Genomic DNA, 23,206 nt, shown 5'->3' on the forward strand with positions numbered 1-23,206 from the left:
AGCCAACTCTCAGTTCATACCAATCAGCAAAACGAGCTACCAGACAGCGCGCACGCTCCACACTGTCTGATAGCAGTTCTCACTCACCGATCGCCCCTGAACACGTGGCCGAGCGAATAACCCTCACTGGTATGGGGAGCAAAAGACTCCGACGATTATTTCCAAACGAATAGACTACCGAATAACCCGCACGCGATAAATCGCCGGAATCTTTTTGAGCGCCTCAATCGTCCAATCATCCAAATGCTCATCGGTGTCAAACATGGTATATGCATTGCCGCCAGCACTCTCGTTGACCATGCGCTGAACGTTTGCATTGTCTCCTGCAAGCACAGCGGTAATCTGTCCGATCATATTGGGCACATTTGCATGCAGACAGGCAACCCTGCTTGCTGCTCGAGCACGCCCCATGGAACACGCCGGATAGTTAACCGAGTGAGCAATATTGCCGTTCTCGAGGTAGTCTTTCAGCTCAGAGATTGCCATATCGGCACAGTTTGCCTCTGCCTCAGCGGTTCCTGCACCAGAATGCGTTGTAATAAAGGTACGAGGCATACGTGTGGTCTTCGGCGTAGCAAAGTCGCTCGCAAATCGTCCGAGCCTGCCCGACCGCAAAGCGGCATCAACCGCATCCTCATCAACAATAGTCTCTCGCGCATAATTGACCAGCACGGCACCGGGTGCCAACAGCTCAAGCTGTTCAGTTGAGATCATGCCAATCGTATCTGCCTTGGATGGCACATGCAGGGTGAGATAGTCGCAATCGCGGCAGAGATCCTCAAGCGTTCCCACACGCTGCACTTCATGCGAGAGTGCCCACGCATGCTCAATAGAAATAAAGGGGTCGTAACCATGGACATCCATACCAAGATCCACGCAGGCATTCGCAACCTTAGAACCCACGTTTCCAAGACCAACGACGCCCACGCGCTTGCCCGCAAGTTCACGACCTACAAAGGCCTTCTTCGCAGCTTCTGCCTTCGTGAGAATGTCGGGGTCATCTGCGTTCTCACGCACCCAATTCATGGACTGCACAACGCCTCGGCTTGAAAGAATCATCATGGCAATAACAAGCTCTTTTACCGCATTGGCATTTGCGCCAGGAGCATTAAAAACCACCACACCACGACGAGCATAGTCTTCAATGGGAATATTGTTCACCCCAGCACCACAACGCGCAATCGCACGAATGGAAGCTGGCAGGTCATAACCATGAAGATCGGTGGAGCGCATGAGGATGGCGTCAGCCTCAGCAGCGTCATCTACGAAGCTATAGCCATCTCCGAACTCAATTTTTCCGTCTTTTGTAATATCGTCAATCGTTTTGATATAACGCATGGCGCGATCCCTTTCGAGTAATGCAATCTGCCCAATACACGGGGCAGCCAATTTTTCATGTACAACCTGGAGGCGCGACGAACACCGAAAGCTTACGTATCGAGCTCGCCGCTACCGGGATCGACTTGGCTTTGATGAGTGGCTCTGCAGAGATTCAAACTCACGTATAAACGATACGAGCTCTTCAACCGCTTCAAGCGATACGGCGTTATACAGGCTCGCACGCATACCGCCAAGCATGCGATGGCCTCGCAAGCCAGTAAGACCACGCTTTGCTGCTGCAGAAATAAACTCGGCATCGAGCTTTGGGTCTCCCGTTGTAAAAATGGCATTCATGCGTGAGCGAGAGGTTGGCTCAACAGGACACGTAAACAGATGAGACTGATCAAGCGCTGTATACAAAAGCTCTGCTTTTTTGCGATTGCGCTTACCCATCTCATCCAGACCACCTTGGCGCTCGATCCATGAAAAGACCTTGCCTGCAAGATAGATCCCAAACGTATTGGGCGTGTTATACATCGATCCATGCTCGGCTTGGAGTCGATAATCCAAATAGGTAGGACAAAGCGCGGCTTGAGCAGGGCCTTGCTGGATAAGATCTTCTCGAACAATCACCACTGTCACACCTGCAGGGCCAGCATTTTTTTGAGCACCAGCATACATGAGGCCATAGCGAGCAATATCAAACGGAGCTGAAAGGAAACAGCTCGATACATCGGCGACCAGCGGAGCCTCTCCCGTATCAGGCAGCTCAGCGAAGGCTGTCCCGTAGATCGTATTGTTCTCACAGATATGAACATAATCGAGGTCGGTAAAATCCACGCCAGCTTCACTCAGAGCGGCTTGGTTGAGCTGCGGAATAGATAAGAACCCATCTGCCTCTCCAGATGCAAGTACATCTACCTCACCATAGCGCTGTGCCTCAAGATAAGCCTTTTTTGAAAAGTTGCCGGTGAGTATATAGCCTGCACGGCAACGCAAAAGATTGAGCGGAATCGCAGAAAACTGCAGCGTTGCACCGCCCTGTAAAAACAAGATTCGATAGGTATTGGGAATCTGGGCGATACGCCGTAAGCTCGCTTCAGCATCAGCAAAGATTGCGCGGAAGTCTGCTCCTCGGTGGCTCATCTCAAGCACCGACATGCCGGCACCTGGATACTCGAGGATCTCCGACTGAACTTGCTTGAGCACGTCTTCAGGCAGAGCCGAAGGGCCTGCTGAAAAATTGCGCACACGAGCCACGGAAACACCTCCACCTCAAACGTTCAATGTTTTCGGCACTTTATCACACTAGTGTGGGCTCAGGAGGAATCGCTCCTTGGTGTGCCAAGGATTCACGCATTCGAAACCTTGTTGCAAACACGGACTCATCCGGTACTTGCCACGTGACAAGCGCATGAGCAGCAGATTTTGTTAGTTACAAACACCTACTCGCCCAATACCCGGCGCATATCTTCTTGCTCAAAGATCTCCTCAAGCACAAAGCCAGTTCCATCAAAGCCATAGCGCACCATCGAGCAGTTCCCTGGCACATCGGTATAGCGCCTATCAGCCGCATCGCGCCAGCGCTTCATGAAAGAAAAACCTGCCGAGCCATGACTCACCACGAATACCTGCTTATGGCCAGGACGGTTCATAATATTGGTGAGTGTTTCATTAATGCGATCAGAGAACTCGCGCTCCCCTTCTCCACCAAACTGAACAAAATAATCTCCCCAAGGCTGTGGCGGCATCAGTGCCGCACGCTCACCTTCATACTCTCCAAATGACCACTCACACAAACCAGCCTCACGCTCAAACGGCATGGAGGTAATGAGCTCAAGGGTTTGATGCGTGCATGCAAGCGTGCTTGCATACGCATGGTCAAAAGTCAGGTTTTGATGAGCAATAAAGCGCCCCACACGACGCGCCTGCTCAATTCCTTCAGCAGTGAGTGGAGAATCAATCAGTCCTTGGATGATCTTACGCTCATTGAAAAGCGTCTGCCCGTGCCTCACGACATACAGCGTGCCTGCCATAGCTTGCCCCTTTCAGCTCGAATGCTGCAGAATTGATGGTACCACGCGCCTTATTGCAACAAAGGTTATGGAAGCTTCATCTTACTCAAGCCTCCGAGCAGCGCAGATCCGTGCGCTCAGCTATCGTAATTACCAGTAACGAAATCACGCTTCTGAGCGCGGCCTACCCATAACAACACCTCGGTGTACAGGATGGACGCACTGCCGGACGTGCCAAGATTGAGAGGAACCCTATGAATGTCAATCAGGCGCTCGAATATGCCAACGCCTTTTATATCCCCGAGTTTATTTTTGCTGGAGGCTATGAGTCTATCGAAGCTGAGCGTATCAAGGGCGAAGAGGCTCTCAAGGCCTTGCTCGACGAATGGCGCTCAACAGACAAGCCTTCGTTTTCTTTTGATATTGTGCGCGAACTTGCAGACCGCAATCGTGGTCTATGTGACGCCATTGGCGAAGCGCGCCTGCGCAATATCCCAAGCTCTGCACTCGCTCGAAGCCTCTCGGATGCTGATATTTGCGCTGGCATTGGCGCGATGCAAGGCCGCAGTGCCGCAGCTGTTGCGCGCGAGGTTCGCGGAGATCGCGATGCGTATGCTGTTGCCTATGTACGCAAGCCCATTAAGGGCAATGTCTTAGGCATTGATATTGAAACCACCGGAACCGCACCGGAGCGGGGATATATCTTAAATGTCGGTTGGGAGACCATGGAGCTTGCGAGCGATTCAGTCCCTCAAGGTGCAGAGGCTGTTTTCTGTGGCCTTCCAGAAGACCCATATCGCGAGTCTGGCGTGCCCTTGCAGCGCATTCATGGGATCTCCTGGGATATGGTTGAGGGCAAAACTCAGTTCCGTGAAAACCAGGAATTGCAAGAGCGCCTGCTTTCGCTCATGCTCACCCATCCCATCATGGCGCATAATGCAGCTTTTGAGGATTCCTGGTTCATGCTGCATCTCAAGGGCTACGCCGAAGCTCGCCAGGCAGGCAAGATCACCATTATCGATTCGCGCGATATCTGCCGCCGGCTTGACGGAGAGGTCAATTCTTTGCCGCGCGAATCTGCACCCGCAGCGCTTGAGAACTGGGCAAGGCGTCGTGGCACGCTGAGTGGGGGCGAGTCTGAGCGTCACCTCGGCCTCGAGGATGCCGATCTCATGCTCCGCACCGTCCAAGCAGAAATGAATCGAAAAGGAATGTTTGCTCGGTAATGTCTTGCAGCTACCTCTGTAACGCCTCGATCTGAGTGCATAGCCTCAGTGGTACCTGGGTGCAGTAACGCCTGAGGACAGCCATTCGTACGGCGACAGACACCGGTACGGCTCATAGATCCATACCGGTAGGCTGCTCGCTCTCTCGGCGAGACTTGGACGCATGCTCGTGCACCCAGAGGGACACTCACGCGCACCATACAGATCGTCTGCCTCAGCATCCGCAGCTGAGCTGTTCATGTGGTAAAAACCTTACTCAACCATATGGTACAGTGGGATAGAACAAGGTAAGCAATCTTTAAAAAACGTTCGCGCGGGTCTGGCAGCAAGCCAGGCCCGTTTGCTGCTGAGATAGAGCGGTAGTAAGAAGGAGTATGCATGAGCCAGCAACAACCTACCAAAAGCAAATGGGCGATTCTTATTACCGTGCTCATTATGACCTTCATGGTTTGTCTTGACTCAAGCATCGTGACGGTTGCCTTGCCGGTTATGCAAAAGCGCCTAGGAGCAGGCGATGAAATACAGTGGGTATCTTCGGTCTATCTCATTGCCACCTGCGTGGTACTTCTACCATTTGGACGACTGGGAGACCGATTTGGCAAGGTGTTTATCTTTCAAGCAGGTGTAGTTGGCTTCACGATCGGCTCACTGCTTTGCGGCATTGCCCAAACACTTCCTGTCCTCATTGCCGCACGAATCGTACAGGGCGTCGGATGCGCCCTTGCGATGGCAAACAATATGGGCATTATTACCGAGGCCTTCCCTGCTCATGAGCGTGGACGCGCCATGGGTCTGCTCTCCTCTTTCGTAGCACTTGGCATGATGGTGGGTCCTGTCTTGGGTGGCGTTATTGTGTCTCGCTGGCCATGGGAATGGATTTTTCTTATTAACGTGCCAGTCGGCATTGCAAGCTATTTTGTTGGTCGGGCTGTTTTACCCCGATCTGAACGACAAAAAGAACCTCTGGAGAAAACTAGCCTCCTAGATGCGATTCGTCTTTGTTTTGAGCGCGAGGCGTTTCGCTTAAACTTTGCCACCATGTTCATCGTATTCATGGGAATCGGCGCATCTGAGCTGCTCTTACCCTTCTATTTCCAAGACGCCCACGGCTTTGGTCCAGATATGGCAGGGCTGCTCTTTTTGGCTCTACCAGTAGCAAATGCCCTTATAGGCCCGCTCTCAGGTGCCATATCTGACCGTATAGGCTGTGAAGTGCCTACCCTAGTTGGTCTAGTCGTGTATATCGTTGGCCTCCTTGCGGTAGGCACACTTGATGACAGCTCTTCAATTCCTACGATCTTGCTCCTCGTTGGGCTCATGTCCACGGGAACGGCAATCTTTCAGTCCCCCAATAACGCCCTCTTTATGAACTCCGCTCCGCCTCGCGCTTTAGGCGTTGCAGGCAGTATGGGCGGCCTTGCTCGCTACCTTGGCCTTGCCATTGGTATTTGGGGCGGCTCTGAGCTGTTATATGGGCGCATGAGTGCCGAGATGGGCACTCCGGTAACCTCACTCATTCCAGGTCGCCCTGATATCTTCTTAGCAGGATTTACCTTTGTCTTCCATGTGCTGGCGATCCTCATAAGCCTTGCATGCGTTCTCACTGCACTGCGCTGGTTTAGAAAGCGCCAAGAGCGAGCAGGGCGCAAACGCCAAGCAGAAGCCGCATAATCCTTTACGCTAAGGAGAGCGCCGGGGCACTCACAGGAATATCTCGGCTATTACAGAGCCTCAAATGCATCTAGCTGTTTGCAGAAAAATCTTACCTATTACAGAGCCTCAAGTGCATCTGCAAGCATGCTGGCAGCCTGATCTTGGCCAAGCGCCTGGGCTGCCTCTCGCATGTGCTCACGGCGCTTCGGGCTTGTTACAAGCGAGAGCAGTTCGGCCTTAAATGCCGGGTCGTCTATCTTTGCGTCGGTACACATCACCGCCGCCCCGGCATCTACTAAATAGCGTGCATTGGTTGTTTGATGATCAGCCGTGGCATGAGGATAAGGAACCAAAACTGCAGGAACAGCCAAGGCGGCAATCTCTGCAATTGAGGAAGCCCCTGATCGTGACAGCACCAAATCCGCTGCAGCCAACATATCGCCCATGTCTTCAATATACGGACGGAGATCCCACCGAGCGCGCTCTTGAGGCGTGAGTGCCAAAGCTACCGCAGTTGCATCAAAGTCATCTGCCCCCGTTGAGTGAACGATCCGAAGATGCGGGAGCTCCAAAAGATCGGCCTTTAAAGAAACCATGCGCTCGTTGAGATGGCGAGCTCCTAAAGAACCACCGAAGACAACAAGCAGCGTTTCGTCTTTTCCAACTTGGAGCACACGCCTTCCACGGCTCCTGCTACCGGCAAGCACCGACGAGCGAACCGGATTTCCGATCAGACGAATTGAGGCTGGATCGCCACCCGCTCGCTTAAAAATTGAAGCCACACTCGGTTGAGCGATGGCAATCAGCGCTGCATGGCGAGCTGATTGCTTATTTGCAAGTCCTGGCACAGAGTTTTGCTCATGAATGGCAACAGGAATGCCCAATCGTCGTGCTGCGCGGATGAGCGGCAGCTCAACATAGGCACCAAAACCAATGGCAACATCGGGGCAAAGCCTTCGGTCAGCTCGAAATGTTCGTAGCAAGCGGCGCTCTTCGGCCACCATATGTGCTAAGGCAGATACCGCTGTCCAAGGACGAGCGCGATCAAAGCCGCGCACAGAAACCGGAACGAGCTCAAAGCCAGCCTCTGGCACAAGCCTGCCCTCAAGGCGGCGCGTCTCACCATAAAAACGAACCGTATGACCACGATCACGGAGTTCTTCTGCCAGCGCAAGTGCTGGATTCACATGCCCGGCAGTTCCGCCTGCTGCAATAGCAATGCTGCGCTTAGCTCTCATAGCTCCCGTCCTCTCGTGAGCGCCACGTATCAGAGCTTCTTCTATCGCGTCTTCGCGGCTCTCCTCCCGGCCTTCTTAAGCGTGATGCAGGGCCTGCATGCAAGTCAATACGCTCCCAGCCAGATGCGCTCCGTGAGCGAGGTGCACGATCCTGAACTCCGCGTACATCTCTCGTGCCGCTCCGATGTCTGCTCCTGCTGCGAGCACGTGTGGAGCCTCCCTGATTATCTCCCTCATAGACCGCAAAGTTTGAACGTGAAGATCGAGCGCGCCCACGACCAGAGCCCGCAGTACTTCGCTCAGAAAAGCCCGAAGGATCCGTACCCGAGGTGCCACCAGCTCCCGGGCTTACCGCCTGAGAACGACGGTGCGGCAAGCCAGCCGTTGAGCGTCCCGCGTGTGCAGAAACTCCGTCCATCTCCGGTTCGTCACCATAGTTCATACGAACAGATGCCGCAGCTCCTCCATCGCCCATCACGGCAAAGCCCTCACGGCGATCACGGTAGGGGCTCTCTTGCTCGCTCTCGCGAGAAACAAGCAAAATCAAGCCAGCAATAATGAGTGAGGCGATCATTGATGAGCCGCCATAGCTAATAAATGGCAGGGTCTTTCCGGTCATTGGTGCCAGCCCTACAATTCCTAAGACATTCACAAAGAACTGCAAACAAAGAATGACGGCACCACCTGCGGCTATCAACCGACCGTATAAGGTGCGTGACTGGCGAGCAATTTTAAACGCGGCAAAGACCATCGCCATAAAGACCAGCAAAAAGATGACCGTGCCGATAAAACCCAGCTCTTCGCCAATAATGGCCAAAATATAGTCGTTATGCGCCTCTGGAAGATAATTGTACTTCATCGTGGCATTGCCGATACCTCTTCCAAAAAGCCCACCCGAGGCGAAGGCCATAATTGCTAAGGTAGCCTGGTAGCCCGAACCATACGGATCTGCCCAGGGATTCCAAACAACCAAGAGGCGCTCAAAACGGTACGGCTCAGCAACGATCACCACCGCTCCAATAGCCACAATGCCAATGACCAGACCGGCAACGAATTTACCTGATAAGCCTGACAAGACCGCCATCGTAAAGACGGTCATCATAATGATCATGGTGGATCCAGCATCGGGCTCAAAAAAGATCAACGCAAGGGGAAGCAGCACACGAATGCCAATGTCTTTGAGCAGCTCGGCCACATCAATCGAGCGCTCCTCGTAGTAGCGAGCTAAAGAATCGGCGGCACCGAGCAAAATAACCGGCTTGGCAAATTCAGAGGGCTGCAATGAGAAGAAGCCGAGATTAATCCAGCGCTGGGCACCACCTGCCGCACGACCAATGATGAGTACGAGAATGAGCAGGCCAACAATAATGAGATACAAGAAATGAAAGCCGCCGGCACGATATGACTTGAGTGTCCAGACAAACCCTTTTGCTACGATGACGGCACCAATGACTCCTACTGCCGCGAATAAGAGCTGGCGAAGTAAAAAATACGTTGAACTCCCCTGCTCTTGGAGGGCCTCAACCGCAGAAGCGGAGTACACCATGAGGAGTCCAAACAGAACAAGCGCAGACAGGCAGGCAATGAAGACCAAGCGCGGAGCCATAATGCGAGCAGGCACACCAGCGATCATGCGCTCAAGATGCTCCTTGGCCCCAGTGCTCACGGCACGCACGGGAGAGCCGGTTGCAGGTTTGCGGCGCTGCTCGCGTGAAGTCTGATCAGGTTGCTCAGTCTTGCGTCCTGCCATGCTTAACCCTCATCTGCAGCGGCAAGCTCTGCCACATACGCCTTAAAGGCAGAGCCACGCTCTTCAAAGCTTTGAAACTCATCAAATGAAGAACAAGCAGGTGAGAGGAGGATCGTATCACCGGGATGTGCGAGGCTCCGAGCCACATCAACTGCGTCACGCAAATCAGCAGCCTCGGCAATATCGATGCTCTCAGAACCCTGAGCGGCTTCAAGAGCTCTTCGAATCCGCTCGCGAGCCTCACCAAAGCAGACAGCAGCTACAACAGATTGAGCAACCGTATCTGCAAAGGCCTCAAGCGGGCCACCCTTATCGCGGCCACCCAAAAGCACGATCGTGCGCTCAGCAGCAAGAGCTTGAAGGGCGCAAATCACCGCATCGGTATTGGTGGCCTTTGAATCATTGATATAGAAAACGCCCGCTGCTTCCCCTGCTGGCTCCAGGCGATGCTCCAGGGGAGCAAACTCGCATAAGCCCTGGCGCACACACTCCTCATCTGCGCCAACGTACAAGGCTGCTGCAGCTGCAGCGAGAGCATTCAGCGTATTATGCGTCCCCGGAATCTTGAGCTCTTCGGGGCGAACCAAGCGAATCTCTTCTCCAGCGAGACGTACCGTTAACACACCGCCGCGCACAAAGGCAGCTTCGGGAGAACCTGTATCAAGCATTGAGACATGGCAAACTCGGCGATCGCCCAAGGCTCCTGCCTCTAAAAAGGCGGTAATACCCGGATCATCATCGCAGACAATGCAAAGATCGTCACCTTCCATATTGGCAAACATGCGAAGCTTTGCCCGAGCATAGGCTTCCTGCGTGCGATGCCATGAGAGGTGATCCGGTGCGATATTCAAAAGAATGCCAACGCGCGGACGCAGATCATGCGTGGTTGCGAGCTGAAAGCTTGATAGCTCAGCGACAAACCACGACTGCTCTGCTCGCTCATCAACCCGAGAAATACATGGGTCACCAATATTTCCCACCGTATCGTGGGCAATGTTTGAAGCTTGCAATAAGTGAGCAATGAGGGCAGTGGTTGTGGTCTTGCCATTCGTTCCCGTGATCGCACACCAGTGCTCAGGTGAGAGACGATACGCAAACTCAGGCTCTCCCATAATCTCTTGCGAGGCAGCACGTGCAGAGAGAAAAAATGGGCTGAATTCTGAGATTCCAGGACTTGCTACGCAAAGATCATACGAACCTACGACCTCATCAGTTCCATAGATGAACGAAACGCCTGCCGCTTCAAGCTCACGTGTCGTGGCATTTGGCAGCGAGGACGCCCCGCCCATCACCGTGACGGAACTCACGCGCTCTGGTCGATGCTTGAGTGCCCATGACGCGAGCGCCGAGCCCGTAGACCCCTGACCTAAGATTAGTAAACTAAATGGCTCCTTTGCACACAATACAATCACGCTCCAAGCTGGAAGAACAGAGCTAGGCCAATGGCACCAAAGGCGGCCGAGATAATCCAAAAACGGATAACAACCTTTGTCTCTGCCCACCCAAGTTTCTCAAAATGATGATGAATGGGAGCCATTAAAAAGACGCGCTTACCCGTTGCCTTAAAGCTCACGACCTGAATCATGACAGAAAGTGCCTCAATAATGAACAGGCCGCCAACCACGAGTGAGGTAAGCTCAGCGTTCGTAAGAATTCCCACCGCAGCTAAGGCCGCACCTAAGGCAAGCGAGCCAGTATCGCCCATGAAGATACTCGCCGGGTAGGCGTTAAACCATAAGAATCCAATGAGAGCACCGGCGGCAGCGGCGCAAAAGATCGAGAGGTTGGCGTCGCCGCTCAAAAAGCAAACCGCAGCCATAATGATCATTGCCATCATGCAGGTACCCCCCGCAAGCCCATCAAGACCATCGGTTAGGTTGACGGCGTTTGACATACCCGCAAAGAGCAGAAAAACGAAGATGAGATAGAGCCACGGTAAGGTGATAGTTCCTCCCGCTAGCTCAAGCGTGGTGGTAAGCACTCCAAGATCAATCGAGATGCCGAAGGGAAATGCGATCTTTGGCGACACTCCGCATGCATTAATTGCAATGAGGAAAAAGGTAGTAGCGATCAGGGTGAGCCCTGCCATCTTTGCGGCGGGCGTGAGGCCTAAGGAGCGCGCCTTGGCAACACTTGAAATATCATCAAGTAGACCTAAGGCTCCTGTTGCGAGCATGGCTCCAAGTGCCAAAAGCATTTCAAAGCTCATCTTGCCCACCAGCAAGCATGATCCCACGATCCCGATAAGAATCACAACACCGCCCATCGTTGGGGTGCCTTGCTTGATTAGATGCCTGCGCGGGCCATCTGCTCGAACCTGCTGCCCAATACCTTCATAGGTGAGCAAGCGAATCCACAGCGGCATAAGCACAAAGGTGATGAGCGCCGCGATACCGAGCGCCAAAAATGCCTGGTAGGTTGGATAGGATGGATTGCCAATCATGCACAGGCTCCTTCTACAAATCGGTCGAGTCCAACAAAACGTGATGCTTTAACCAAGAGTAAATCGTTAGACTCAAAGGCTTCGGTATAGCGAGCAGAAAGCTGTTCAACCGAATCGACTTCGACAACTGCAGCAGCAGACATACCCATCAGGCGAGCAGATGCAGCCATTGCATGTGCATATTCGCCACCAACGCAGATGAGAAGATCGGGACGAATCGCTGCCGCATAGGCTCCAGTTAAGCCATGGAGCCGCGCTGCCTCATCTCCCAACTCGCCCATCTCACCTAAGATTGCCACACGCATACCTTCACAAGAAAGCGCTGCGAGCAAATCAAGGCCTGCTGCCATAGACTCAGGACTTGCGTTATATGAATCGTCAATGATCCGCGCGCCGCTGCGGGCTCGCCTCATCTCTTGACGGCGTCCCGTTACCGAAAGCTGCTCAAAGGTTGTACCAATTTCAGAACATGCAATACCAAGCTCTCGCGCTACACCTGCAGCAGCTAAGGCATTGAGAACTGCTTGGCGGCCGGTAAGCGAAAGGGTGGTTTTAAACGACGTGCCATCAGGAAAGGTGATAGCAAAACTCGGATGGCCTTCCACATCAAGCTGAATATGAGCAGCAGAAATATCGTCATCAGAGGCTAACCCAAAGAGGTGCACGTCAATGCCTGCTGGCCGTGCTGCATGCTCGATGATGAAGGGCGTAAAATCATCTTCTCCCGAAAGGAATAAACGCGAGTGGTGACCCTCAACACGCTCTGATGAGGGAGGCATACCGGCTACGATCTCTGCCTTTGCCTTTGCGATTGCCTCTCTTCCGCCGAGCAGCCCCACATGCGAGGTACCAATCTTGGTGATAATCCCGTACGTAGGCTGAGCTGAGCGTGATAACCGCTCAATCTGGCCAGGAGCATCCATACCCATCTCAAGCACCATAACCTCAGTATCACGAGGCGCTGCCAAAATCGTAAGCGGCATGCCAATAAGACTATTAAGGTTGCCTGCGGTTGCATGCACCCGATAGCGGGTTTTTAGTAAGGCAGCAAGGACATCTTTCGTCGTTGTCTTACCAATTGAGCCTGTAATGGCAACAACGGTGCAGCCCATACGCGCCCGATAGTCTTGGGCAAGTAGGAGTAGAAACTCCTGAGGATCGTCGCAAGAAAAGATGGAACACTGATGCTGATCGGCAAGCTTAATCAAATCATGCGCCGGCTCATGGGTAAGCACAACAGCTGCAGCACCTGATCGAATAGCATCTGGCGCAAAGCGATTCCCATCGGCGTGCTCACCTTCAAAGGCAACAAAGAGCGAGTCTTTGCCCACCTCACGCGAGTCAATGACCACGCCTTTGCAAACGCGGTTTGCATCTCCTGTCCAGAGGCGTGCCTCCGTCACCTGTTCAAGGTATTTGACTGCAATCTCGATCATCCGACATCCTCCGTAGCCGATGGCTAGCGATCTATTCTATCCGCCAAACAGCAACTCTTCTTATAGCCAACCGTATTTGCACAGACAGAAGTCAAGATCAAGCTGTGTCACGGGCAATACCCAGCTCCTTAATTGCGGAAGCCATAATCGTTTTGAAGGGAGCAATTGCAAAGCCAGACATATTAGCCGTCCCATCCAAGGTGATATAGGTCATAGCCTTAGGCGTCTCTTGTGCTACGAACCCAATAAACGAGGCCATATTATTACCCGACTGATAACCGCCAGCTCCAGCACGCTCGGCTGTACCGGTCTTACCAGCAATGGTATAGCCCTCAATCTGAGCAGATGAGCCGGTACCTTCAGCCACAACTGTTTTCATCATAGAAACCACCTGATCGGCAGCCTCAGCAGAGATACAACGCTCTTGCTTATGGCTCCAATCAACCTCCTCGCCCTGCTTGGACTTTAAGAAGTGTGGCGCACTCATCATGCCGCCATTCGCAATGCCGGTCTCCGCACGAAGAATCTCAATGGGAGACACCGCGATTGACTGGCCGAATGACATGGAGGCAACGCTTGCGCCGTCATATTCTTCACGCTTTTTAATGATACCGGGAGACTCCCCCGAAAAATCAATGCCACTGCCGGTGCCTAAGCCATACTTTTTAAGATAGGATGCAAATTCATCGGCACCGATCTTTTCTCCAACCAAAATCATGCCCGTGTTTGAAGAGCGACGCAGGATCTCGCGAAGCGTCATATCCATAGCATAGTCGCGCTTATCAACATCACGAACCGGGTCATCGCCTGCAAGTACAGTTGGCGGTACATAAAAAATGGTATCAGGATTCATGATGCCCAAATCAATACCCATACCAGCTACCAGCGTCTTGAATACCGAACCGGGCTCATAAGCATCCGTAACTACGCGAAGATTCATATCCTCTGTACGTGCATTTGAAAGGTCTGACTGATCATAGGTAGGGTACGAACAGGCGGCAAGGATTTCTCCCGTTGTGGGATCACAGACGATAGCAGAGCCGTACTTTGCCCCTGCATCAGCTACGCCCTTTGCAATTGCCTCCTCGGCAGCCATCTGAATATTGACATCCAACGAGAGTACGAGATCAATGCCGTCAGTTGCGGGCTTTTTTTCGTAGGCTCCACCAGCAATGAAGCCCCCATCTCGCGCTCGCTCACGCACGATCGAGCCATCGGTTCCGCGAAGCAGTTCATCATAGTAGAGCTCAAGGCCAGAGACCCCTTCGCCATCGCGGTTCACAACCCCTAGTACCTGAGATGCTACCGGACCATAGGGATAAATTCGCTTGGTGGTTTGCTCAAATTCAATGCCATCAACCTTGTGATCTGCAATCTTGTCTGCATCCTCTTGGTCAACCTGATGAGCAATATAGCAAAACGTTGTATCTGCCTCACAGAGCTCGCGCGTCTCTTGAGCATCAACTCCAAGGACGTCTACTAAAACGTTTACTGCAGCGTCAACATCGGTAATGAGCTTTGGATTCACATAGACATTTTTGCACTCAACGCTCGACACTAACACGTTACCATTGCGATCATAGATAGTTCCGCGCTTCGAGAACAGCGTTTGACTGGCAAGTCGACGAATATTTGCTTCACGACGATACTGTTCAGCATTAATGAGTTGAAGTTCGGCAAGCTTTCCGGTGGTGAGCGTAGCGAGAAGACCCATCAGCCCCAATACGACCGTACGACGTGATAAAAAGGTGCGATCAGCTTCACGCTCAAAACGCTCAGATGCGCGATCGCGAGACGTGTTCGCACGTGATGGACTTGATTGACGATCTTTGCCAAAGGTATCTCGTGCACCAAATGAACGAGATGTGCCAGGTGTGCGGGACGCACCAGAGCCGCGAGATGAGCTTCCATACAAAGATTGGCCGCTCCGATCGGTGCGGCCCTCTGTTCTGCGATCGGCCATGAAAAATTAGCTCGCGGCGGGCGCGTCTGGTGTGGAGGCGGCCGGTGCCGGATCAGACACATCAAGGGTCACGCCGCCATCTGACTCAACCATACCTAAAGCCGTAGTAGCAAAGTCACGAATGCGTGTCGTTGCCCCATACACCGAACGCTTTACCTCAAGGTCGGAGCTTGCCTGCGTAGCGGTCTCAATGGCAGCAGTCAGCTTTGCGTTTGAATTAAGCGAAGAAGCCGTAAGCTCTGCCACAGAAACACGAATGGCACCAACGGCACAGAATGCAACAACGAGCATGAGCAAGGTTTTAAGCGTCTGCACAAAGGCAGGGCTCACCATCTGATCGGCTTCACGACCGGCACCTGGAACAACATCCAAGCGTGGGCGGGAAACTGGCGCGGGGTATGCTGGCGCAGCACTATAGTCATAGCCGAGTGCTTCTGCGCGCATATCATAGGAAACGGCTGCTGATCCGGAGGTATACCCCATGATATGCAACCCCTTTCAAAACCAGTGTTCTTACAACGTTACAAACGCTTTTGCAAGGTCTTGAGCCGGATAGCAGCTCGGATCTTTGCTGAGCGTGCCCGAGGATTGCGAGCAACCTCTTCAGGACTCGCTGCCTGGGGTTTTCGGGTTATGATCTTGAGTATCGGCACGTTATTACAGGTGCATATTGGAAGATCGGGCGGGCAAATACAGCCTTGAGCGAGATCTTGAAACATGCGTTTGACCATTCGATCCTCAAGGGAGTGATACGAGATCACGCAGATGCGCCCGCCGGGGTTCAACCAGCGGATCGCCGCAGATAGACCACGTTCAAGCACGTCCAATTCATGGTTCACTTCAATGCGCACAGCCTGAAAGGTTTTACGCGCAGGGTGTCCACCGTGGCGACGTGCCGCAGCGGGTATGCCCGCTTTCACAACCTCAACAAGGTCGCCGGTGGTCTGTAAAGGAGCAACTTGGCGTCTGCGTACAATTGCGCGTGCAATCTGAGCAGCAAATCGCTCCTCTCCAAAGGTGCGAAGGATCCGGGTGAGGTCGGCTTCGGTATAGGTGTTTAAGACCTCAGCTGCATTTAGGGTGTGTGTACCCGGGTCCATGCGCATATCAAGGGGGGCATCTTCGTTGTATGAAAAGCCCCTTCCGGGAATATCAAGTTGCGGACTCGATACGCCAAGATCAAAGAGGAACGCATCAACACCGGGTATTTCTACCTTACAAAGCAATTCATCGAGATCCCCAAAATTGCCTTTGAGGAGGCGATGGGTTGCTGTGCTTTGACTGGCTTCTAGCCGCTCGCGAGCAGCTGAGAGCGCCATGTCATCCTGGTCGATGCCAATGAGCAGGCCGTCCGATCCAAGCTGGGAGGCAATTGCAAGCGAGTGGCCTGCGCCTCCAAGCGTGCAATCACATACAACCGAGTCCTGGCGTATCGCAAGTGCATCAAGTACTTCCTTGAGCATCACAGGTTCATGCCGATATTCGTTTGTCAACGTTCCCGATGCCATGTACGCCTGTCCCTTTACGAGAAGAAGATGGCGGCCAGATCCTCATCGGTCTGCTCGGCCTGACTCTGCTCCCAGGTGGCACGATCCCAGATTTCCAGATGGTCGAAGTTGCCCACGACCGTAACCTCGCGAGAGAGGTTTTTCTTCTGGCGCAGCTGCTCAGTTAGGCCAATCCTCGAAGCAGCATCGATATCCATCGGTACTGCCATAGAGGTCAACCGCCTCATCAGCTCCTGGTCCTCGCGCTTACGGGCATCAAAGCCACCGCGCTTCTCGAACAGGCCTAAGACCCACTTCTCAAATCCCTCATCTGAGAAGACATACAGGGCGTCGGCATCGAGAGCGGGAAGCACATAGACATGATCACTGAGCTCGCGACGAACAGGAGCAGGCAGAGAAAGACGACCCTTCGCATCGAGATTGCGCTCGTATGTTCCGGTCAAAATCACTGCTGCACCCTCCTTTCGCGCTCAATGGCTGTGCGCAAACACGGCCTCGTTGCCGGCCTCTTCATTCTATGGGCTGTGCCCCCTATTTACAACATTTTTTCCCACTTTCTCCCCCAAAGGCTATTTTTGGCACCACTACCTACCCTGAGCAGTCATCGAACGCCTGTTCTGAGGCGCAAAACTGCCTGGGAGAAATCACAAGATCTTGTGTTTGTATAAGTTTTTTTATCTATATGTATCGGTGGAATATGAGAGCCTCATGCTTCTCGGTAAAGCGACTGCGCTCTGGCTCACACGCCCATTTGTGTCGCCCCGGTGATGAGCGCAAGCATGCTTTCCACCTAAGGCGAGGTATTCGATGAGATCTACTCAGGCACGGCGGGCACGGGGGTGAGCCGCTAGATAGACCTCAGTCAGCTGTGTGCGGTCTACATGCGTGTAAATCTGCGTGGTTGAAATATCTGAATGACCCAAAATCTCTTGAAGAACGCGCAGGTCTGCCCCACCAGCAAGCACATGTGTTGCAAACGAATGCCTCAATGTATGAGGATGCAAACCCTCAATGCCCACAGCACGCCCATACCGCTCACACATGGAATGTACGCTTTGACGAGAAATTCTTTTGCCACGCATGTTCAAAAAGACAGCAGCCGATGTCTGATGCCTGGCATGGGCAGCGAGTGAGCCGCGAGCACCACCAGATATATATGACTTGAGCGTTGCAACAGCCGAGCCCGCCACCGGAACAAGCCGCTCTTTTGAACCCTTGCCCATGACGCGCAAAAAGCCCTCTTCTAAAAAGAGATCTCGCTCATCTAAGCCAGTCAGCTCAGATACGCGAAGCCCGCACCCATAGAGCACCTCAAGCATGGCATGATCGCGCTCTCCAGCAGGTGTTTCTGGAAATCTTTGATCGAGCAGGGCAATGGCTTGATCAATTGAGATGAAGTCGGGCAGCACCCGTCTCTTGCCGGGCAACTTTATTGCAGCGGCAGGTTCTTTATCAGTAGCTCCCTCACGCACTAAAAACCGATGCAAGCCTTTTGCTGCAGATAGCGCCCGAGAAACTGACGAAACAGCGTAGTTCGCCCGGCGCTTTGCTGCAGCAAAGTCTTCAATATCACGACGCGCCACGTCGTCTGCCTGCTCAATGCCCCGATCCAAAAGAAAGGCGATATAGGAATCGAGATCACGGCGGTACGCCGCAACCGTATGCACAGAAAGCCCCCGCTCAAGTGCTAGGTGCGACAGATACTCGTCGCGCTGCCGCTCAAGCATGCTCGTCCCAAGCAGCGGTGCTGCAGGCACCGAGTACATATCGAGCCTGTCGCCGCACGCACCTCGCCCACCTATCTCGCCCATCGCTGTTGCTTCGCTTCCCTACCCGTGATAGTACGAATGGCGCTCGTACTTAGGCTCGCAGCACACATTGATGCCGAGCTTGCGATAGATTTGCTCATCAGTATCAGAGATGATCACGCTAAAGAACGCATCACAGCCTCGCAAGAGTGGCAAGCCATCAATAACACGGGCAGCGGTTGTACTTGCACTGCTCGTAATTGAGAGTGCAATGAGCGTTTCATCTGAATGCAAGCGGTGATTCCTGCTTCCCAAATGTGCAATTTTCAGTCGGCTTATTGGCTCAATAGCGCTATTAGAAATAACCTCAAGCTCAGGATCAACGCCCGTGACTGCTTTTAAGGCATTCATCAGCAGCGAACTGGCAGCGCCCAAGCGCTCCGAGGTCTTGCCAGTCACCACCGTACCATCAGAGAGCATCAGTGCCCCTGCGGGATAGCCGGTCGCAGCCTCACGCGCCAACGCGGAGCGACGTGTGGGTAGAAAATCCTTATCCACGCCAGCCTTCTGCATAATGACCTTCAGGCGGCTCACCTGCTCTTGGCCAGCCCCCGTGCGCTTTACAGCTGTTGCAGCAGAGAAATAGCGCCGTACGATTTCTGCACGCGAAGCCTCACGGCACACCTCATCATCGGAAATAGCAAAGCCAACCATATTGACACCCATATCAGTCGGACTCTGATAGGGGCTTTTTCCCAAAATCTTTTCCATCAAGGCTTTTACAACCGGAAAGGCCTCAACATCGCGGTTGTAATTCACCGTCGTCTCACCATGGGCTTCCAGATGGAACGAGTCAATAATATTTGCATCGTCTAAGTCTACCGTTGCAGATTCGTATGCAATATTCACGGGATGCGTAAGGGGCAAATTCCAAACCGGGAAGGTTTCAAACTTTGCGTATCCTGCAGCCGTACCACGGCGGTGCTCATGGTAAAGCTGAGACAAACAGGTAGCGAGCTTGCCCGAACCAGGACCTGGAGCAGTCACAACTACCAAAGGACGTGTCGTCTCTACGAACTCATTTCGACCGTAGCCCTCCTCCGACACAATGAGATCAATATCGTGCGGATAGCCCTCAATGGGATAGTGAATACTGCAGGGAATCTCAAGCATTTCAAGACGGGCACGAAACGCGTCTGCAGCAGGCTGAGAGGCATACTGCGTGAGCACAACACCGGCAATTGCAAAGCCATTCGCTCGAAAGATATCTGCAAGGCGCAAAACATCCTCATCATAGGTAATCCCGAGGTCTCCACGAGCCTTGCTCTTCTCAATATCCCCCGCGTTAATAGCAAAGATGACCTCTACCTCATCAACGAGGTTTTCAAGCATACGAAACTTGGTGTCTGGAGCAAAACCCGGAAGCACACGACTCGCATGGTAATCATCTAAGAGCTTTCCGCCGAATTCGAGATAGAGCTTTCCACCAAACTGAGCAATGCGCTCCTTAATTCGCGCTGCCTGCAGTTCAAGGTATTTCTCATTATCGAAACCAACGCGCATCGGATGAGCTCCTCCCGACTACCGGAGGATCACCCTCCTGGCTTAACCTAACGCTTGACTAGTATAGCGAGAACGCAGGCTTTACTAGAAATAAGGGCGGCATATATCCGACGGACATGTAGTTCCCACATCCATAGCACACAGAAGGCAAGAACGCGGTATGAGAGCTATTTTTTTGTAGTCTCCCCAGTATTAGACTGAGACGGAATGATTTTTACATCAACGGTATAATCGCCTGCCAAAACAAAGGGCTCCAGCAGCGACTTTACCGTAACAATTGCCTGGTCGTTTGATGTCTCGATTAAAGCACTTGCATCAACCTTTGCTTCAGCATCGCTTGAGGCAATCTTGAGCGCCTCGGCGGCATCCGCTCTGTTTTGCCAATTAAATAGGGCAAATTTCTCATCAAAGAACTGAATTGAGTGAGGGTCGATAGAAATAGACTGCATTGTTGCTGCCGGAAGCGCCACAGAAATCGACTTCCCGTCTTGCTTGACTTCAGCCTTTGTAAGATCCACGCCAGCACGCACATCTGCGTCATAGATCATGGTAAAGCCTTTTTTTGTGATAAACGGAAGGTCACCCTGTTCATACGTGACAAGACCTCGATAGCTCAAACGAGCCGTAGCGAGCTCAGATGCGCGGCTGATTTGCTCCTGAACCGTTGTTGCACTGAGACGCACAACTGGCGTGGTAACACGCTGAATCGCCAAAACCCCCAGGGCACCCAAGGCAATGCCCAGCACAATAATGATGAGAAGTGGTGCTATGCCAAATTGCTTTGAACGACGCATGAGAGCTCCTGTCTGATTAGAAGCGTCTATCGGAAGCCCATCAGATTAGACAGTACCTCCACCTCGCACTCCTGAGGCCTTGTTAGTTTATTTCTTCGTATGATTGTACCGCAGATACTGAGGCGTCTAATTTATTTAGTCGAGTGTTGGTGCTGTTAGCGCGCTATAGCCTTGTTTGCTGCGAACTCCAAACCAGCGAGAACCCTCAAGCTCTCAATAGTGTGGCTATACCAGAAGAATCCTACAAGCATAAGCATGCTTTTTGTCCCAAGGCAGCGCCAGGTGAAGTGACCTCACGGTGAGCAAAATCGCCGCGCTAGCCGAGGTGACGCGTGTGAGCAAAATCGCCCGTGCTAGGTAAGATCTGTGCGCCTAGCAAAAACAGCTCGCCAGGTAAGAACAGAGCGCAGATAAGATCTATGTGCCTAGCGAGAACAATGCGCTAGCTAAGAACTGTGAGCTAAACGAAAATGCTGTACCAGGTAAGATTCTCACACCGGCAAGACCACTTTACTGTGTAAGAACCCCGTATCGGGAAAAATCAACTCGAACATCTTTCAATCTTTACCTACACAAATAGAGCCTTTTCATACCCATGTTTTGTACTCTATACCTCCCCTTTGCCTCCTACCTCTAAAAAAGAGAGAACCCCCTCTCGCGCACGGAACGAGAGGGGGTCTCAGGGGAAGGATCCGCACCGGCCGCGCACTGTGCAGCCGATGAGATATCGTGTAAGCCGCTTCAACGAGCGCGATCAGCTCTTGCGTATACAGCGACCAACAGCCCACCTGCGCGGGTTACTTACTCAGCACCCGCGCGAGGCGACGAAAAGCGTACCTACGGCGTGATCAACATGCAGGCGATCGTAAGGATGATCACCGAAGCAATCACGATGGTGACGATGATCTTAAGGGCAAACTTAAGCCAGGTAGTCCACTCAATACGAGCAAGTGCAAGACCACCCATGATGGCACCAGAAGTCGGGGTAAAGAGATTCACCACACCAATGGCTGCCGAGTAGATCATCACCATGACCTCAGGCGAGAAGTGGAGCTTCACCGCAAGCGGCCCCATGATAGGCATAGACACCGTTGCCATGCCCGACGTTGAAGGAATCAGGAAGGACAGTAAGAAGTACACAAGGTAGCTCATAGGCGCAAAGATGATGCCTGAGAGTCCCGAAAGCGCTTCCGCTGCATTATGCAACACGTACTGGTCAAGACCAGTTGCTGCCATGAGTACCGAGACACCACGTGCCAGAGCAATGATCAAGACAACGCTCATCATGTCTGCAGCGCCTGAGATGAAGGTATTTACGATCTCCTTCTCAGACAGGCCACCGACGATACCAATAACAATTGCCATGATGAAGAACCATGTTGATGCCTCATCAAAGTACCAGCCACCCAAAGGCACGCCAGTAATATATGCGCTCCACCCAAGCGAGGTTGTGCGCTGGCTGACGTTGGTACCAACCGTCTTGCCCTCAATGGCAGTATCGGTAATAGTTACCTCATCGTCTTTATGAGCATCCGTATATGCACCGACGAGATCTTCGCCAGTAACATCTGATACAACCTCTTCGGTGCCATGACCGGCATCAAAGAAGTCTGCAATACCCTGGTTGAGGTCGCCCAACGGAATGAAGCCGACGATCATGACAATAAAGGTCACGGCAAAAAGACCCAGCACGGCCTTCTGACGACCAGTAAGCACCACATCTGCGCCTGCTTCTGACGCGGCCTTACCATGAGCCTCCTGAGCATCTTCTTGCTCTTGGAGAGAAAGAATGGTGGAGCCCTTATCGGCCTTTACCTTCTTGGCGTACATCACTACAAAGATGATGGAAATGAGCGTGGTTACTGCCCAGAGCACCGCACCCAAACCAATGATGATTGTCTGGTTGACCTGAATACCCTTGCTGGTAAGCGAGTCTACTGCAGCGCCAACCGCAAAGGGGTTGACCGTTGAGCCCAAGCAGCCACAGCCAGCGCCCAACAAGACGGTAGCTGCACCCACCATGGGGTCAAAGCCTGCAGCCATCATCGTGGCAGCAAGCAATGCGTAAAACGGAACGGTCTCCTCGCACATACCATAGGTAGAGCCGCCCAGAGAAAAGATTGCCATGAGTACCGGGATCAAAAGGATCTCGTTACCCTTGAGCTTTCTTACCAACGCAGCAATGCCGTTATCCAGCGCGCCGGTCTTGGTCATCATTCCCAAAAAACCGCCCAGAATGAGGACGAAGAGGCACACCGGCAAAGCATCAGCAAAGCCGTGGACAGGTGCCATGAAGAAATCGGGCAGGGTGGCCGCAGTAACCTCATCGGTCATACCTGAAACGATGACGGTAACGATGGCGACAAGCGCCAGCAGGATGAGAAGAATGGTGAACGATGACAGCATTCCGCGCTTTTTCTTAGCGACGTCTGACATATGCTCTCATCCTCCCTTCTTTATTAATAGAACTGCTCCCCCTCAAGAAAATCCGTGCCGTGCAAATCTTGCGGGGGCCAAAACCGAATAGAAGCAAATGGGACGAGGCCAAA

Annotated in this window: 18 protein-coding genes; 2 read left to right on the top strand and 16 right to left on the bottom strand. The window is 52.7% G+C overall.

Features of this window, described 5'->3' with window-relative positions; genetic code table 11:
- Positions 1–174: 174 nt before the first annotated feature.
- From K6V98_RS00915 to K6V98_RS00925, 3 genes are all read right to left on the bottom strand, one after another.
- The gene (locus K6V98_RS00915) at positions 175–1,338 is read right to left on the bottom strand and encodes a phosphoglycerate dehydrogenase (protein WP_222198649.1); all 1,164 of its coding nucleotides are present in this window, start codon (positions 1,336–1,338) and stop codon (positions 175–177) included.
- Positions 1,339–1,449: 111 nt separating this feature from the next.
- Positions 1,450–2,580, bottom strand: a complete 1,131-nt coding sequence (gene serC, locus K6V98_RS00920) for a 3-phosphoserine/phosphohydroxythreonine transaminase (protein WP_222198650.1) — start codon at positions 2,578–2,580, stop codon at positions 1,450–1,452.
- A gap of 185 nt (positions 2,581–2,765) precedes the next feature.
- Entirely contained in the window at positions 2,766–3,356 is a 591-nt protein-coding gene (locus tag K6V98_RS00925) for a histidine phosphatase family protein (RefSeq protein ID WP_222198651.1), read from the bottom strand.
- A gap of 233 nt (positions 3,357–3,589) precedes the next feature.
- Here K6V98_RS00925 and K6V98_RS00930 point away from each other — a divergent pair, with 233 nt between their 5' ends.
- Together K6V98_RS00930 and K6V98_RS00935 are read left to right on the top strand one after the other, a co-directional pair.
- The gene (locus K6V98_RS00930) at positions 3,590–4,561 is read left to right on the top strand and encodes a 3'-5' exonuclease (RefSeq protein WP_222198652.1); all 972 of its coding nucleotides are present in this window, start codon (positions 3,590–3,592) and stop codon (positions 4,559–4,561) included.
- A 378-nt stretch (positions 4,562–4,939) separates the two neighbouring features.
- The gene (locus K6V98_RS00935; protein ID WP_222198653.1) at positions 4,940–6,232 is read left to right on the top strand and encodes an MFS transporter; all 1,293 of its coding nucleotides are present in this window, start codon (positions 4,940–4,942) and stop codon (positions 6,230–6,232) included.
- 98 nt (positions 6,233–6,330) lie between these two features.
- On the opposite strand, the gene murG is transcribed toward K6V98_RS00935, so the two are convergent.
- The 13 genes from murG to K6V98_RS01000 all read right to left on the bottom strand — a co-directional run bounded on the left by murG (position 6,331) and on the right by K6V98_RS01000 (position 23,093).
- Entirely contained in the window at positions 6,331–7,452 is a 1,122-nt protein-coding gene (gene murG, locus K6V98_RS00940; protein ID WP_222198654.1) for an undecaprenyldiphospho-muramoylpentapeptide beta-N-acetylglucosaminyltransferase, read from the bottom strand.
- On the bottom strand, positions 7,442–9,202 hold the full coding sequence (ftsW, locus tag K6V98_RS00945; protein ID WP_222198655.1) for a putative lipid II flippase FtsW: 1,761 nt from the start codon (positions 9,200–9,202) through the stop codon (positions 7,442–7,444). The genes murG and ftsW overlap by 11 nt, the downstream gene beginning before the upstream one ends.
- A 2-nt stretch (positions 9,203–9,204) precedes the next feature.
- On the bottom strand, positions 9,205–10,614 hold the full coding sequence (murD, locus tag K6V98_RS00950) for a UDP-N-acetylmuramoyl-L-alanine--D-glutamate ligase (protein WP_371734490.1): 1,410 nt from the start codon (positions 10,612–10,614) through the stop codon (positions 9,205–9,207).
- Positions 10,611–11,645 (bottom strand): phospho-N-acetylmuramoyl-pentapeptide-transferase, encoded by a 1,035-nt coding sequence (gene mraY, locus K6V98_RS00955; RefSeq protein ID WP_222198657.1) that lies wholly within the window; start codon positions 11,643–11,645, stop codon positions 10,611–10,613. The genes murD and mraY overlap by 4 nt, the downstream gene beginning before the upstream one ends.
- Positions 11,642–13,081: a UDP-N-acetylmuramoyl-tripeptide--D-alanyl-D-alanine ligase gene (locus K6V98_RS00960; RefSeq protein ID WP_222198658.1), complete on the bottom strand. Its 1,440-nt coding sequence runs from the start codon at positions 13,079–13,081 to the stop codon at positions 11,642–11,644. Before K6V98_RS00960 ends, mraY begins: the two co-directional genes overlap by 4 nt.
- 97 nt (positions 13,082–13,178) lie before the next feature.
- Positions 13,179–15,044 (bottom strand): peptidoglycan D,D-transpeptidase FtsI family protein, encoded by a 1,866-nt coding sequence (locus K6V98_RS00965; protein WP_306792641.1) that lies wholly within the window; start codon positions 15,042–15,044, stop codon positions 13,179–13,181.
- Between the two features lie 6 nt (positions 15,045–15,050).
- A complete protein-coding gene (locus tag K6V98_RS00970) occupies positions 15,051–15,527 on the bottom strand; it encodes a hypothetical protein (protein ID WP_222198659.1) in 477 nt (158 codons plus the stop codon).
- A gap of 38 nt (positions 15,528–15,565) precedes the next feature.
- On the bottom strand, positions 15,566–16,552 hold the full coding sequence (rsmH, locus tag K6V98_RS00975; RefSeq protein ID WP_222198660.1) for a 16S rRNA (cytosine(1402)-N(4))-methyltransferase RsmH: 987 nt from the start codon (positions 16,550–16,552) through the stop codon (positions 15,566–15,568).
- A gap of 14 nt (positions 16,553–16,566) precedes the next feature.
- Entirely contained in the window at positions 16,567–17,001 is a 435-nt protein-coding gene (locus K6V98_RS00980) for a division/cell wall cluster transcriptional repressor MraZ (protein WP_371734491.1), read from the bottom strand.
- A 369-nt stretch (positions 17,002–17,370) separates the two neighbouring features.
- On the bottom strand, positions 17,371–18,318 hold the full coding sequence (locus K6V98_RS00985) for a tyrosine recombinase (protein ID WP_222198999.1): 948 nt from the start codon (positions 18,316–18,318) through the stop codon (positions 17,371–17,373).
- Positions 18,319–18,381: 63 nt separating this feature from the next.
- Positions 18,382–19,863 (bottom strand): DUF1846 domain-containing protein, encoded by a 1,482-nt coding sequence (locus tag K6V98_RS00990; protein ID WP_222198661.1) that lies wholly within the window; start codon positions 19,861–19,863, stop codon positions 18,382–18,384.
- Positions 19,864–20,030: 167 nt separating this feature from the next.
- A complete protein-coding gene (locus K6V98_RS00995) occupies positions 20,031–20,657 on the bottom strand; it encodes a DUF4230 domain-containing protein (protein ID WP_222198662.1) in 627 nt (208 codons plus the stop codon).
- A gap of 837 nt (positions 20,658–21,494) precedes the next feature.
- Positions 21,495–23,093 carry a YfcC family protein gene (locus K6V98_RS01000; RefSeq protein WP_222198663.1) on the bottom strand — a complete coding sequence of 533 codons (1,599 nt, stop codon included), beginning with the start codon at positions 23,091–23,093 and terminating at the stop codon, positions 21,495–21,497.
- Positions 23,094–23,206 lie beyond the last annotated feature (113 nt).

This window comes from Collinsella ureilytica (assembly GCF_019795105.1).
GTDB lineage: Bacteria > Actinomycetota > Coriobacteriia > Coriobacteriales > Coriobacteriaceae > Collinsella > Collinsella ureilytica.

What these genes read in the sequence shown, in the direction of transcription:
- K6V98_RS00915 (WP_222198649.1), bottom strand. Translation starts at nt 1,338, where the DNA reads ATGCGTTATATCAAAACGATTGACGATATTACAAAAGACGGAAAAATT.
- K6V98_RS00925 (WP_222198651.1), bottom strand. Translation starts at nt 3,356, where the DNA reads ATGGCAGGCACGCTGTATGTCGTGAGGCACGGGCAGACGCTTTTCAAT.
- K6V98_RS00930 (WP_222198652.1), top strand. Translation starts at nt 3,590, where the DNA reads ATGAATGTCAATCAGGCGCTCGAATATGCCAACGCCTTTTATATCCCC.
- K6V98_RS00935 (WP_222198653.1), top strand. Translation starts at nt 4,940, where the DNA reads ATGAGCCAGCAACAACCTACCAAAAGCAAATGGGCGATTCTTATTACC.
- murG (WP_222198654.1), bottom strand. Translation starts at nt 7,452, where the DNA reads ATGAGAGCTAAGCGCAGCATTGCTATTGCAGCAGGCGGAACTGCCGGG.
- ftsW (WP_222198655.1), bottom strand. Translation starts at nt 9,202, where the DNA reads ATGGCAGGACGCAAGACTGAGCAACCTGATCAGACTTCACGCGAGCAG.
- mraY (WP_222198657.1), bottom strand. Translation starts at nt 11,645, where the DNA reads ATGATTGGCAATCCATCCTATCCAACCTACCAGGCATTTTTGGCGCTC.
- K6V98_RS00960 (WP_222198658.1), bottom strand. Translation starts at nt 13,081, where the DNA reads ATGATCGAGATTGCAGTCAAATACCTTGAACAGGTGACGGAGGCACGC.
- K6V98_RS00965 (WP_306792641.1), bottom strand. Translation starts at nt 15,044, where the DNA reads ATGGCCGATCGCAGAACAGAGGGCCGCACCGATCGGAGCGGCCAATCT.
- K6V98_RS00970 (WP_222198659.1), bottom strand. Translation starts at nt 15,527, where the DNA reads ATGGGGTATACCTCCGGATCAGCAGCCGTTTCCTATGATATGCGCGCA.
- rsmH (WP_222198660.1), bottom strand. Translation starts at nt 16,552, where the DNA reads ATGGCATCGGGAACGTTGACAAACGAATATCGGCATGAACCTGTGATG.
- K6V98_RS00985 (WP_222198999.1), bottom strand. Translation starts at nt 18,318, where the DNA reads ATGTACTCGGTGCCTGCAGCACCGCTGCTTGGGACGAGCATGCTTGAG.
- K6V98_RS00990 (WP_222198661.1), bottom strand. Translation starts at nt 19,863, where the DNA reads ATGCGCGTTGGTTTCGATAATGAGAAATACCTTGAACTGCAGGCAGCG.
- K6V98_RS00995 (WP_222198662.1), bottom strand. Translation starts at nt 20,657, where the DNA reads ATGCGTCGTTCAAAGCAATTTGGCATAGCACCACTTCTCATCATTATT.
- K6V98_RS01000 (WP_222198663.1), bottom strand. Translation starts at nt 23,093, where the DNA reads ATGTCAGACGTCGCTAAGAAAAAGCGCGGAATGCTGTCATCGTTCACC.